General features: G+C 56.5%; 11 protein-coding genes. 10 read left to right on the plus strand and 1 reads right to left on the minus strand.

Annotated features, from left to right (window positions below; translation table 11 throughout):
- Position 1: 1 nt before the first annotated feature.
- Positions 2-805 carry a TIGR03084 family metal-binding protein gene (locus ACIQ5B_RS02515; protein ID WP_397597639.1) on the plus strand — a complete coding sequence of 268 codons (804 nt, stop codon included), beginning with the start codon at positions 2-4 and terminating at the stop codon, positions 803-805.
- A gap of 4 nt (positions 806-809) precedes the next feature.
- Positions 810-2,114 carry an amidohydrolase family protein gene (locus ACIQ5B_RS02520; protein ID WP_397597640.1) on the plus strand — a complete coding sequence of 435 codons (1,305 nt, stop codon included), beginning with the start codon at positions 810-812 and terminating at the stop codon, positions 2,112-2,114.
- On the opposite strand, the gene ACIQ5B_RS02525 is transcribed toward ACIQ5B_RS02520, so the two are convergent.
- Positions 2,101-3,189, minus strand: a complete 1,089-nt coding sequence (locus tag ACIQ5B_RS02525) for a DUF2855 family protein (RefSeq protein WP_397597641.1) — start codon at positions 3,187-3,189, stop codon at positions 2,101-2,103. The genes ACIQ5B_RS02520 and ACIQ5B_RS02525 overlap by 14 nt on opposite strands.
- Positions 3,190-3,292: 103 nt before the next feature.
- Between ACIQ5B_RS02525 and ribB the strand changes: the two genes are divergently transcribed.
- From ribB to ACIQ5B_RS02565, 8 genes are all read left to right on the plus strand, one after another.
- Positions 3,293-4,594 (plus strand): 3,4-dihydroxy-2-butanone-4-phosphate synthase, encoded by a 1,302-nt coding sequence (gene ribB, locus ACIQ5B_RS02530; RefSeq protein WP_397597642.1) that lies wholly within the window; start codon positions 3,293-3,295, stop codon positions 4,592-4,594.
- Positions 4,595-4,598: 4 nt separating this feature from the next.
- Positions 4,599-5,438, plus strand: a complete 840-nt coding sequence (locus tag ACIQ5B_RS02535) for an EamA family transporter (protein ID WP_397597643.1) — start codon at positions 4,599-4,601, stop codon at positions 5,436-5,438.
- Between the two features lie 2 nt (positions 5,439-5,440).
- A complete protein-coding gene (ribH, locus tag ACIQ5B_RS02540) occupies positions 5,441-5,860 on the plus strand; it encodes a 6,7-dimethyl-8-ribityllumazine synthase (protein WP_397597644.1) in 420 nt (139 codons plus the stop codon).
- A gap of 46 nt (positions 5,861-5,906) precedes the next feature.
- Positions 5,907-7,508: an AbgT family transporter gene (locus ACIQ5B_RS02545; protein WP_397597645.1), complete on the plus strand. Its 1,602-nt coding sequence runs from the start codon at positions 5,907-5,909 to the stop codon at positions 7,506-7,508.
- Positions 7,505-9,106, plus strand: a complete 1,602-nt coding sequence (locus ACIQ5B_RS02550; protein ID WP_397597646.1) for a carboxyl transferase domain-containing protein — start codon at positions 7,505-7,507, stop codon at positions 9,104-9,106. The genes ACIQ5B_RS02545 and ACIQ5B_RS02550 overlap by 4 nt, the downstream gene beginning before the upstream one ends.
- A 5-nt stretch (positions 9,107-9,111) precedes the next feature.
- On the plus strand, positions 9,112-10,974 hold the full coding sequence (locus tag ACIQ5B_RS02555; RefSeq protein ID WP_397597647.1) for an acetyl/propionyl/methylcrotonyl-CoA carboxylase subunit alpha: 1,863 nt from the start codon (positions 9,112-9,114) through the stop codon (positions 10,972-10,974).
- Positions 10,975-11,108: 134 nt separating this feature from the next.
- Positions 11,109-11,567, plus strand: coding sequence for a MaoC family dehydratase (locus ACIQ5B_RS02560; protein WP_397597648.1), 459 nt, complete (start codon positions 11,109-11,111; stop codon positions 11,565-11,567).
- Between the two features lie 91 nt (positions 11,568-11,658).
- A partial coding sequence (locus ACIQ5B_RS02565) for an aldolase/citrate lyase family protein (RefSeq protein WP_397597651.1) occupies positions 11,659-11,762 on the plus strand: 104 nt, incomplete at its 3' end.

The raw sequence follows: 11,762 nt of genomic DNA on the forward strand, positions 1-11,762 counted from the left end.
AATGCAGCAGGCAACGGACTTTTTGGAAGAGAGCAGAGCATTGGCAGGGCTTCTTGCTGCGCTGTCCGATTCTGATTTCGAAACGCAGACGCAGTTTAAGGGATGGACGATCAACAACATCATCCGGCATTTGCATGTCTGGAATATCGCGGTGGACCTGTCTTTGCAGGATGAGGCCGCATTTGGTGCATTTGTTGCCGCGATGATGGAGGGAGTCCGGGGCGGAAAACTACCTGCTTTTGAGGCTTCCTATTTGGACGGGTTATCTGGACAGGCTTTGTTGCAGGCATGGCTGGAACGGACTGAGGCCGTTGCTGCGGCTTTTGCCAAGGCAGATCCGAAACTGCGGCTAAAATGGGTCGGCCCGGATATGAGCGCGTTGAGTTCGATAACGGCGCGTCTCATGGAAACATGGGCGCACGCACAGGCGGTTTATGATGTTTTGGGCGTCGCGCGTCAGGATACGGACCGGATTGGCAATATCGTTCGGTTGGGCGTCAATACATGGGGCTTTACGTGGAAAAACCGGCGTCAAGATCCACCGGGGCCAATGCCGCAGCTTCACCTGACTGCGCCATCCGGAGCGATATGGGAATATGGCGAGGCGTCGGACAGTGGGACCATTACGGGCAGTGCAACCGAATTTTGTCAGGTTGTGACCCAATGCCGCAACATTGCCGATACGTCGCTTGCAGTCACTGGCAAAGTCGCGCATCAGTGGATGGCCGTTGCACAATGTTTTGCCGGGCCACCGCAAGATCCGCCGCCAGCGGGATTGCGTTGCATGGCCAATAGGGGAGATTGATTAAATGAAGATATTTGCTGTTGTTTCACTGAGTGCTGCTTTGTTGGCGAGCTCTCCCCTTGCGGCCCAAACGGCAGAACAAGTCACCGTCGTCCATGCAGGGCAATTGCTCGACAAGCCGGGAACGCCGCCGCGTGGTCCATCCACCGTCATTATTCGTAATGGCAAGGTGGCCGAGATTTTGGCCGGACATCAGCCCGGACCAGCAGGCGCAAAGTTGATCGATTTGAAGGACAAGTTTGTGCTTCCCGGTTTGATCGACAGCCATGTGCATCTCGGTAGCGATGCGGGCGGCAATGCAGCGTTGATTGAGGCTGTGACCGATAGTCCTGCCCGCGCTGCATACCGCACCGCCGGAAATGCCAAGAAAACGCTGATGGCGGGTTTTACCACCGTGCGCAATTTGGGTGATGGAAGCGGCGCGACTTTGGCGCTTCGCGATGCCGTTGCCGCCGGTGAGCTACCGGGGCCACGGATCATCGATGCCGGGCGCTCTATTTCGACGACAAGCGGTCATATGGATGCCACGCTGTCGGTTTCGGAAGATCTGCATAACAGCATCGACCAAGACAATCTGTGCGATGGCGTTGAAAGCTGTCGTCAGGCGGTGCGTAAGCAAATTCGGCGCGGCGTAGATGTCATCAAAATTGCGACAACAGGCGGCGTTAACAGTCGCATTGGCGCGGGTCTTGGCCGGCAATTATTTGACGATGAAGTTAAAGCATTGGTCGATACCGCACATTTATATGGCAAGAAAGTTGCTGTGCACGCCCATGGTGATGATGGTGTTAATGCAGCGCTTGCCGTTGGTGCAGACTCTATAGAACATGGGACGATGCTGACCGATGCGACCATCAAATTGTTCAAAACGGCGGGCGCATATTATGTCCCGACGTTATCAACTGTGAATGGTTACCTTGAACGGCTTGCTGCGAACCCCAATGCCTATCCGCCAGACGTGTTGGCAAAGGTCAAATGGCGCATTAGCGTTACGGGCAAAAGTCTTGAAAAGGCCTATCCCGCAGGCGTGAAAATTGCGTTCGGGACAGATGCTGGTGTCTCAAAACATGGAAAGAATGCTGACGAGTTCGAGCTGATGGTCAAGCATGGCATGCCCGCGAGCGCGGCCATTCAGGCTGCGACGATGAACGCGGCAACTTTGTTAGGCGTGGAGAAGGAAGTGGGCAGCCTTGAACCCGGCAAGGCCGCCGATCTTATTGCCGTTACTGGTGATCCCACATCAGATGTCACCGTTTTGAAAGCGGTGAAGTTCGTGATGAAGGATGGCCGGGTTTTTAAGGACGAATGATAATCCCGATCGCGGGATCTGCTTTGCCCTGAAATGTGTCGGTGAACGCGGGAATAGCGGTCGTTATTCCCGTGCGTTCATCGATTTCCACGACACCGTCCACGGCGCCAAGGAAGCTCTTCCAGCTTGTGGCAACCGCTTCGCCAAAGCCCTTTGGACCAAGTTCCTGAATGGTGGCGACGGCGTGGTCGGGCGCGAAGAAAAGAATGGGCTTGGGGCCTGGCATTGCGTCGCCATTGCCGCCCGGGCTGTTCGCGCCGCGTGCATCGACATGCGTTGCGCCGACGAGGCAGCTATATTTTAGATGCTCGCCAAGCGCGTCATGAATGCTGCGCAGCAATCCGCTGTTGCCGGCAAAATCAACGGCTACCGAGGCAGCAGCTGGCAAATTGCCAACGTCGTCATAAGCGATGACTTCGTCGTAGAGACCCGAATTGGCAACGAATGCGACATTGCCTTTTGATGTCAGGCCAATCCGCTTGATATCGGGTGACAGGTCCTTCGCAACGCTCGCGAGGCTCATGGATGTTTTCGACGACGCGCTGGTCATGACCAAATTCTGCGCGCCGAACCAATCTTCGCGGCGGAACATGGCTTCAATGAGAAAACCCGTTTTGAAAAGCGGTCCAAATAGCATGCGCTCTGCCTCTTTGGCTGCATCATGCTCGGGGTCGGCATTGATACGGCTATACTGGTTATAGATCGGGCTCATGGGCTGCCGATGGGCTGCGGTGTCGGTGAAGCCGCTAGCGCTCACTTTTCCGGGCAAGACGTCCAAATGCGTTCCCATGGGAAGATAACCGTATACGCGCTCACCAACAGCGATTTCGGGGTGGCGGGATTCGGTGACCACCGCGTGCCCCCACATGGGAACGACGCCCCACACGCCTTCAGCCGGAAAGAAGTTCCAATATCCGAACATATCGCCAATGACGGCATAGGTGATGTTATTCGCAGTAACCGAGAAGCTTTCGATTTTTAGCCGGAGTGCGCCATCAGCCAATATGGGCAGGTCGGCATCATGGACCATATTTTCCGAAAGCTTCGCCTTATTTACCCAAATCGTCTGCGCCATGACACTCTCCCCAACATATTAATGTGATTCATGCTTTGACAATCACATTACAGTGTGAAAATAGCGAATCATGTTTCGCTATTCTGCGAATGTTGGAGGTCATATGTCCACCCAGTTAATTGAAAAGCTTCGTAATCTCGTCAACGAAGGCGGCTTGTCGCGTTCGGGGCTTGCGCGTGCGGCGGGGCTGCATGCCAATACCTTGCGTGATCTGGATGATGCAGGCTGGAATCCAACGGCGGAAACACTGCGTAAGTTGGAAAGCTATCTGTTTTCAAATGATGACACGCCAGCGCTCGTTCCGATTGAGGAAATCATCGAAGAAGCCCGCAATGGCCGCATGTATATTCTCGTTGACGATGAAGACCGCGAAAATGAAGGTGACCTTATCATTCCAGCGCAAATGGCAACGCCGGACGCGATCAACTTCATGGCGACCCATGGCCGTGGCCTGATCTGCCTTTCGATGACAAAGGCGCGCTGCGAGCAGCTTGGCCTGACGCCAATGGCGCGCGAGAACCGCGAAAGCATGCAGACTGCCTTTACGGTGTCCATAGAAGCGCGTGAGGGCGTCACGACCGGCATTAGCGCCGCTGACCGCGCGCGCACGATTTCGGTGGCTGTAGATGCCTCCATGGGGCCGGATGACATTGTTTCCCCCGGCCATGTCTTTCCACTGACTGCGCGCGATGGCGGCGTTCTCGTGCGCGCAGGGCATACTGAAGCTGCCGTCGATATCAGCCGTCTTGCCGGTCTCAACCCGTCGGGCGTGATCTGTGAGATCATGAAGGACGATGGCACCATGGCGCGGATGGATGACCTTGTCGCGTTTGCGCGCATGCACAATTTGAAAATGGGCACGATCCGCGATTTAATCGCCTATCGCCGCAAGCATGACCATCTGGTCGAAAAGCGCGCGGAAATGAAGTTCCAAAGCAAGTGGGGCGGCGAATGGACCGCGATGACCTTTTACAACAAAGCCACTGGCGACGAGACAATGGCGCTGGTCAAAGGCCGTATTGATCCCGAAAAGCCAACGCTTGTCCGTATGCACACCATGTCGATGTTTGTGGACGTGTTCGGCGAAGAGAACGAACGTTCCGGGCTTCTTTCGCGCTCGATGGAGGCCATCGCGGCTGAAGGCGCTGGCGTTATCGTCGTGATCAACAAGCCGATGAAGGGCATGGTTTCGCGTTTCATGCAGCTTCGTGCCGAAGGCAAGCAGGCCGGCGCGCCCGAAATCGAAGAGCTGCGCGATTATGGCGGTGGTGCGCAAATCCTCACCGAGTTGGGTGTGCACGACATGATATTGCTGACCAACACCCATCACACACTGGTTGGCCTTGAAGGCTATGGCCTTTCGATTGTAGGCGAGCGCGCGATCCCCGGCACCGGAGGCGAGTAATCGCGTGTCGGTCAGCGCCGGCCTTGCTCTGGCAGGGGTGTCCGCGTTTACAGCGGCCATGTCGCACGCTTATTTAAAGGCCGGTGAAGATAAGCTGGCGGTGCGTGTCTGGTCATCCTTGCTGTGTGCAGCCTTGGCCTTGCCCGTGGCGCTATGGGCTGGAAATCTGTCGCCTAATCTATGGCTTTTACTCGCGGGCTTTGCGCTGCTGAGTTTCATCAACCAACTTACAATGGTTGTGTCATACGAAATCAGCGATTTTTCCCATGCTTATCCGGTCGCGCGCGGGGTGGTGCCGCTCGCAATGGCGATTTTGGGGGTTTTCTATCTCGGCGACACGCTGACCACCCTCGCAATTTTTGGTATTTTCTCGATAACATTGGGAATACTGGCGCTCGCACTTGGCCGGGGCATGAGCCGCCGCGGGTGGGGCGCGGCAGCGTTCACTGGGCTTACGACAATCATTTATAGTTTAGTCGCGGCGCAGGGCATGCGCGAAGCGGACAACATCATTGCTTTTCTGGCATGGCTATTTGTTACGGACGGCATTTTGCTGCCGATCTATCTGGCATGGCGGTTTCGGCGGGGCGCTATGCCCCGTTTGCGGTCGGCATGGACAATCGGGTGGCAATCCGGTTTGCTGACGTTGATTTCTTTTGCGACTTGGTCGTTCGCTGTCCGGCTCGCTCCGGTCGGCTTGGTGTCCGCCATTCGCGAATCCAGCGTGTTAATTGCGCTTGTCTTGGCGTCGCTGATGCTAAAAGAGCGTTTGGATCAATGGCGCATCGCCGCGGGATTACTGATAGTATCCGGTGCCGCCGCAATCATTTTGGGAGCAGGATAATAATGGCAAAGTTTTTAATAGTTGAAGCGCGTTTCTACGACCATTTGAATGATATGCTGGTTGCTGGCGCGAAAGCTGCGTTGAAAGCCAAGGGGCATGAGGTTGAAGTCATCACCGTTCCCGGTGCGCTGGAAATTCCCGGCACGATTGCCATGGCCGCCGAAGCGCAGCAATATGATGGCTTTGTTGCCATCGGCGTGGTCATTCGCGGCGAAACCTATCATTTTGAAATCGTTGCTGGTGAAAGCGCACGCGGCATCATGGCGTTGACGATGGACGGCATTGCCATCGGAAACGGCATTTTGACCGTCGAAAATGAAGAGCAGGCCATTGTCCGCGCTGATCCCAAGCAGAAAGACAAGGGTGGCGAGGCAGCCATTGCGGCGATGAAGCTGCTGGAATTGCAGAACCGTTTCGCGTAAATAGGTTGTATATTCCAATGCGGACCGGCCGCGCTATAGATGCGTCATGAGCAGCAATCCTATAGCGCCGCCGAGCGGCTTCCTCGCGACCTTTGAACGGTTGGGCAATAAACTGCCCGACCCAATTATGATTTTCGTTTGGTTGATCCTGTTTCTGATGGGACTGTCAGCGCTTGGCGCATGGTTGGGTTGGACCGCATCCTTGCCCTATTCTGGGACGGAAGCGCCGCAATGGGGCGAGTTGAAGGACGGCGTGCTGACGTATCGCGCCACGAGCCTGTTCAACGAAGAAAATATCGCACGGCTGTTAACCGAAATGCCCAAGACGATGTCCAGCTTCGCGCCGTTGGGATTGGTATTGACGATTGTGTTGGGCGCGTCAGTAGCCGAAAAATCGGGCTTGTTTTCGGCGCTTATTCGCGGATCGCTGCGTAATGCGCCGCGCGTGTTGATGACGCCTTTGGTCGCTCTCATCGGGATGGTATCGCACCACGCGTCCGATGCTGCCTATGTGGTGTTCATCCCACTTGCGGCGATTTTATATGCCGCTGTCGGCCGTCATCCGCTTGTCGGTCTCGCCGCTGCATTTGCTGCCGTTTCGGGGGGGTATGCGGGCAACATCACGCCCGGACAGATTGACGTGCTGCTTTTCAGTTTTACGCAGGAGGCTGCCCGTATTGTCGAGCCGGGTTGGACGATGAACCCCGTTGGTAACTGGTGGTTCATATTGTCCATCGTGTTTCTGTTCACGCCGACTATCTGGTTCGTGACCGACCGCATCATTGAACCGAGGTTGGGCACGTGGGGCAAAGAACCTGATGCTGAAATTCAAGCCGAACTCGCCAAGTCCGAAATAACGGCACAAGAAAGAAGAGGGCTCCGTAACGCCGGGCTCGCGGCGATCATTATCATTGGCCTGTTCGCGGCGCTGACACTGCTTCCCGGTTATTCGCCGTTATTGGACGAAACCAAAGAGGGCACAGCGCAGATGCAGCCTTTTTATTCTGCATTGGTCGCCGGTTTCTTCTTCCTGTTCGTTGGCACCGGTATGGCATTTGGCCTTGGTGCGGGTACCGTAAAAAGCAGCAGTGATGCGCTCGGCATGATGCAGGATGGCATCCGTTCGATGGCGCCCTACATCGTCTTTGTCTTTTTCGCGGCGCATTTCGTGGCGATGTTCAACTGGTCGCGTCTGGGTCCAATCATCGCAATTGACGGCGCCTTTGTACTGCGCGAAATGGGTTTAAGCGCGCCATTCCTGTTGGTCAGCGTGCTGTTGCTGTCATCAATACTCGATCTATTTATTGGTTCGGCCAGCGCCAAGTGGAGCGCGCTTGCGCCCGTCGTGGTGCCGATGTTTATGCTGCTGGGGATCAGCCCAGAAATGACCACGGCAGCATATCGCATGGGCGATAGCTATACAAATATCATGACCCCGTTGATGAGCTATTTTCCGCTCATCCTCGCTTTCGCGCGCCGCTGGGATAAGGATTTTGGTGTGGGTTCGCTGTTGGCTTTGATGCTCCCTTATGCACTATGTTTCATGGTGGCAGGTATCGCCATGACGATGGCTTGGGTGGCGCTTGATTTGCCCTTAGGGCCGGGTGCGCAAGTGCACTATACGCCAAGCATTGGAGTATTGAAATGAGCGCACCCGTGCTGATATCAAACGTCAATAGCGACAGCGAACAGTTTCGCGCCAACGCAGCGAAGAATAAAGCACTGCGCGATGAACTATGGGCAAAGGTTGCCGAGGCCGCATTGGGCGGCAACGAAAAATCGCGCGAACGGCATACATCGCGCGGCAAGTTGCTTCCGCGCGAGCGCGTCGAACGTCTGCTTGATCCCGGCTCGCCATTTTTGGAAATCGGGCAGCTTGCGGCTAATGACCTTTACGACGGCGAAATTCCCGGCGCGGGTTTGATTTGCGGGATAGGCCGCGTTTCGGGGCGCCAGTGCATGATTGTGTGCAATGACGCGACGGTGAAGGGTGGCACTTATTACCCGATGACCGTCAAAAAGCATTTGCGCGCGCAGGAAATTGCCGAGGCTAATCACCTGCCGTGCATTTATCTGGTCGACAGCGGCGGTGCGAACCTGCCGCATCAGGACGAGGTATTCCCTGACCGTGAGCATTTCGGGCGTATCTTCTTCAATCAAGCGAATATGAGCGCCAAGGGCATTCCGCAAATTGCCTGTGTCATGGGCAGTTGCACCGCGGGCGGCGCCTATGTTCCGGCGATGTCCGACGAGAGCGTCATTGTCCGCAATCAGGGTACAATCTTCCTCGCTGGCCCGCCATTGGTCAAGGCCGCGACGGGTGAAGAAATCAGCGCCGAAGATTTGGGCGGCGGCGATCTGCACGGCCGCAAATCGGGCGTGGTCGATCATGTCGCGGAGAATGACGAACATGCGTTGACCATCGTGCGCGATATTATCAGCCACTTAGGGCCAACCCACAAACCCGACATTGATTTAAAGGAGCCACGTCTCCCCAAATATGACACCGAAGAACTTTACGGCGTCATCCCCGATGACGTCCGCGCGCCTTATGATGTGCACGAGGTTATCGCGCGCCTGGTCGATGGCAGCGAGTTTCATGAGTTCAAGGCGCTGTATGGCACGACCTTGGTCTGCGGCTTTGCGCATATCTGGGGCATGCCCGTGGCGATCCTCGCGAACAACGGCGTGTTGTTTTCGGAAAGCGCGGTCAAAGGCGCACATTTCATTGAACTTGCCTGTCAGCGGCGGATCCCGTTGCTGTTCCTGCAGAACATCAGCGGCTTCATGGTAGGCGGTAAATATGAGGCGGAGGGCATCGCCAAGCATGGCGCAAAACTCGTCACTGCGGTTGCCACCGCCAGCGTGCCCAAGATTACCGTCTTGATCGGTGGCAGCTTTGGTGCGGGCAATTACGGCATGTGCGGACGGGCTTATAGCCCACGTTTCCTGTTCACTTGGCCCAATGCGCGCATCTCGGTCATGGGCGGCGAACAGGCGGCGAGCGTGCTGGCGACCGTCCACCGCGACGCTGCGACATGGACGCCAGAAGAAGCCGAAGCATTCAAGGCGCCCATCCGGCAGAAATATGAAGACGAGGGCAATCCCTATTACGCGACATCGCGCCTGTGGGATGACGGGATTATCGACCCGGCGCAGACAAGGGACGTGCTGGGGCTGGCCTTCGCCGCTGCGTTAAACGCACCCGTCGAGGAGGCGCCCCGCTTTGGGGTGTTCCGGATGTGAGTCAGATGATCCAATCCCTCCTCATCGCCAACCGTGGCGAAATTGCTTGCCGGATCATCCGCACGGCGCGTTCGATGGGTATTCGCACTGTTGCGGTCTATTCGGATGCCGATGCCAAGGCGATGCATGTGCGGGAAGCCGATGAGGCGGTGCATATCGGGGCGTCTGCGGCGCGTGAGAGCTATTTGGTGGGTGAGAAGATCATCGCCGCGGCAAAGGCCAGCGGAGCGGACGCAATCCATCCGGGCTATGGCTTTCTTTCCGAAAACGCGGAATTTGCGCAGGCCGTGATTGACGCTGGCCTCATCTGGGTCGGGCCAGCACCTGCCAGCATCACCGCAATGGGGCTGAAGGATGCGGCGAAGAAATTGATGGCGGAGGCGGGCGTGCCTGTCACCCCCGGCTATATGGGCGAGAACCAGAACCCCGCGTTCCTTGGGCAGCAAGCCGCAGAAATCGGCTATCCCGTGCTCATTAAGGCCGTCGCGGGCGGCGGCGGCAAGGGGATGCGCAAGGTCGATGACGCGGCGGACTTCGCCGACGCGCTCGCCTCTTGCCAGCGTGAGGCTGCCGCTTCTTTCGGCAACGCGCATGTCCTGATCGAAAAATATATCCAACGCCCGCGCCATATTGAGGTGCAGGTGTTTGGCGACACGCACGGCAATATCGTCCATCTGTTCGAACGCGATTGTTCGCTGCAACGCCGCCACCAGAAGGTGATTGAGGAAGCCCCTGCGCCGGGCGTAACGCCACATACCCGCGAACTGATATGCAGCGCTGCTGTCAGGGCAGCAAAGGCGGTCAATTACGTTGGCGCAGGCACAATCGAATTCATTGCCGATTCTTCCAAGGGTTTCATCGACCCGGACCTCGTCTGGTTTATGGAAATGAATACTCGGTTGCAGGTCGAACATCCCGTGACCGAAGAGATCACTGGCGTCGATCTGGTCGAATGGCAGCTGCGCGTGGCGAGCGGTGAGCCGCTTCCGCTTCGGCAGGATGAGTTGCGCATTGATGGTCATGCAATCGAAGCGCGGCTTTATGCCGAAGATCCGGCGAAAGGCTTTTTGCCGAGCGTTGGTAGGTTAGAGTTTTTCGAACTCGACGGCAGTGTCCGGATTGATACGGGCGTGTGTCAGGGGTCCGAAGTTTCGCCATTTTACGATCCGATGATTGCCAAAATGATCGCCCATGATTTGGACCGCGAAGGCGCGATACAGTCGCTGGCATGGGCTTTGAATGACAGCAAAATTTGGCCGGTCAAAAACAATGCTGCGTTTCTTATCAACGCGCTTGAGCATCCTGATTTTGCGTCCGGTAATGTTGATACCGGCCTGCTGCAGCGCGCGGGCGACGATTTGATACCTGACGAGAACGCGGATATTGATGATCTGGCGCGGAGCGCAGAGCAGTATACCAATCAAGCAATTGCGGGTTTCAGGCTCAACGGTGATCGTAATCACAAGGCTGTTCTGTCGGTTGACGGGATTGCAACCGAAGTCGACATTCCAATTGTTGAATATGTCGATCCGAAGCCCTTCGTTTTTAGCCAGAACGCCCCAAGCGGGTTTTTCCAAACTGGAAATGGCCAGACTTGGTGGGTCGAACCTTATCGCTATGCAGGCGGCGCGCATGCTTCAGCGCATGACGGAGACATAATTTCCCCCATGCCGGGGCGGATCATCGCGGTGGACGTTGCGGCGGGGCAGGCCGTCACCAAGGGGCAGAAACTCCTCACGCTCGAGGCGATGAAGATGGAGCACAGCCTTACCGCCCCGTTTGACGGAGTAGTGGCCGAGCTCAACGCAGAGGCCGGTGCGCAGGTGCAGGTCGAGGCCTTGTTGGTGCGGATCGAGGCTGCGGAGTGAGACAAGCTCCCACACGCACGCGCGTCGCCCTGAACGTGTTTCAGGGTCCATCATGCCTCGCAAACCAACGGTCTAGACTGATAAATAGACCCTGAAACACGTTCAGGGTGACGATTCATTATAAGGAATAGCGGATGGCGGGACGTTACTTTAACCAATGGCAAATCGGCGACACTATCTTCCATGAAATCCGGCGCACCGTGACCGAGACCGATAATCTGCTGTTCTCGGTCATGACCCATAATCCGCAGCCGCTGCACATCGACGCAGAGGCAGCAAAGGCCAGCGAGTTCGGGCAAATCCTTGTCAACGGTACCTTCACCTTTGCGCTCATGGTGGGGCTGTCGGTGGGGGGCACGACCCTCGGCACGCTGGTGGCGAACCTTGGCTATGACAAGCTGATCATGCCTAAACCGGTGTTTATCGGTGATACGCTCCGCGCCGAAACCGAGGTGATTGGGCTAAAGGAAAGCAAGTCGCGCCCTGATGCTGGCGTTGTGACCTTCCTGCACCGCTGCCTCAATCAGCGCGACGAAGTGGTATGCAGTTGCGAGCGCGCAGCGTTGCTAAAGAAAGCGCCGACTGATATCTAGACCGCAGTGCTGAGCCTGTCGAAGCACGCCCCGCCGATAAGCGCCCTTCGACAGGCTCAGGGCTACGGTGAAGTTGAAAGGCGTCGCCTCCATGAAACTGCGTTCACTCCTCTTCGTCCCGGGCGACCGGCCTGATCGTTTCGCCAAGGCATCCGCCAGCGGTGCCGATGCGATTATCATCGACTTGGAAGACTC

The organism is Sphingorhabdus sp. (assembly GCF_044374345.1).
Classification (GTDB): domain Bacteria; phylum Pseudomonadota; class Alphaproteobacteria; order Sphingomonadales; family Sphingomonadaceae; genus Sphingorhabdus_B.